Here is a 252-nt window from a genome sequence, read left to right on the forward strand (position 1 = left end):
CGGCCGACTTCGCAGCCGAGTGGGCCCGGCAGCATGCCGACCAGGAGGCCAGGAAGGCAGCGCCTCGCGCGGGCACCGAACGGACACCCGAACAGGAACAGGCCGCGGAGAAGCGGGCCGCCGACCGGGACGACCGCGTCGATGCCGGCCTGGCCGACCTTGCCCTCTTCCTGCGCGACCAGGTCAGCCGGGGGCTCGCCACCGACAGCCACCAGCGGTCGCGGCGGTTCCAGGAGCAGGCCGCGCGAATGG

1 pseudogene is annotated in these 252 nt (G+C 74.6%); it reads left to right on the forward strand.

The features are described 5' to 3' along the window. Nucleotides 1–252 (forward strand): annotated as a pseudogene (locus tag BN358_RS26915) (hypothetical protein); the annotation flags it as partial.

The organism is Sedimentibacter sp. B4 (genome assembly GCF_000309315.1).
Lineage (GTDB): Bacteria > Bacillota > Clostridia > Tissierellales > Sedimentibacteraceae > Sedimentibacter > Sedimentibacter saalensis.